General features: G+C 61.1%; 1 protein-coding gene. It reads right to left on the reverse strand.

Going from position 1 to position 1362, the window contains the following annotated elements:
* Positions 1-148 precede the first annotated feature (148 nt).
* Positions 149-1362: DNA glycosylase AlkZ-like family protein (locus U9977_RS16710; protein ID WP_322750200.1), on the reverse strand; the 1214-nt coding region annotated here is incomplete at its 5' end.

Raw genomic sequence — 1362 nt, forward strand, 5'->3', positions numbered from 1 at the left:
CAGGTCAGAGCCCCGTACTGGATCACCGGTACGGGGCTTCTGATCGTTTTATAGCAACGGATGCGGTGAAGGAGGCTGCAGATCGGCCACTAATGCACGCATGTTGCTTAGTTATGCCACTTGGTACAGGCGATCTCTTGCCTGCGCATTAGTTATGCGACGGTCGCTCATAGTAGGCACCCCGCTTCGCTCCCAGCAGAACAAGCTCGCCCTTGTCAGCCAGACGCTGCAACAGCCGAGTCGCCTGCGACGGAGACAGAGCGCAAAGATCGGCGACATCACCGCGAGTGATACGACCATGAGCATCGACATAACTCAACACCATCTGCTCCTGCTGCAACGGCTCAAATCCGCGTACCCGGACGTACGCTGCCGACTCCCGCAAGGCGCGATACACCGCCGCGGCTAGGTGATAGGTCCGCCCACTGCCCTCGCCCCGTGCCTCGACAAGGCCACGCTCGACCATCCGGGACAACTGGCGGCGCGTCTCGGCCTCGCTGGTCTGCAACAAACCGGCCACCTGAGCCGCACTCAGACGGCGGTCATGGAGAAGTTCTGTGACGACCTGGAGATCCGACAACCTCAACGGATGGCCGGCGCTATCCTGCTCCAGAACATACCGCGTCAGTGCAAGATCCGCCGGGCCGCCGGGAAGTACAGCCACCACGCCTGAATCGGTCGTCCGGCCGTAGTCAGGAGGGCTGTGGCCGAAACGCAACTGCTCCTCAAAGATCCGATTGATGCCGCGGCCGGTACGCTCGACGATACCCGCCCGCTTGAACGCATCGGTAAGTAGCGGATTACGCGGATGCGGCGGGGCGACGAGCAGATTATCCAACCGGACGCCAGAAGGGAAACCACCCGGATTGGAAATCTCAAGCTGGTCATCCTTCCACTGAACATGAACAGCACCACGCGCGGTATAATCACGGTGGATCAATGCATTGGCGAGCGCCTCACGGAACGCCACCGCCGAGTAGGTCGGGACTGCGACGCGGAGCAATCCAAACTGGATCTCCTCCTCGGTGTTACGCGCGTTGAAGCGAGCCAGCATCTCCTCGGCCAAACGAAACAACGGCCACCGGAAGAAGTCGTTGACCTCCACGGCAAGACCGCGTAGGACCTGGAAAGCCGCTTCGTGCGTAGGAAGGAAACGGCGTAATGCGTCCTCCCGACCGAACAACAGGAGCGCCCCAGCGAGCACGCTGACAGTATCCCCGTCACTCCGCACAACACCGAGAGCCTTGGCGATGTCAAGATCCGACAGTCTTGCAAGCACAGCGTCGCCACGTCCATGCGACTCCGCCACAAGCCGACGCAACCGGTCGAACTCCAACGCCTCAAGATCGCCCCATTCGACCT

The sequence above is a fragment of the Protofrankia sp. Cas8 genome (assembly GCF_963555845.1).
Lineage (GTDB): Bacteria > Actinomycetota > Actinomycetes > Frankiales > Frankiaceae > Protofrankia.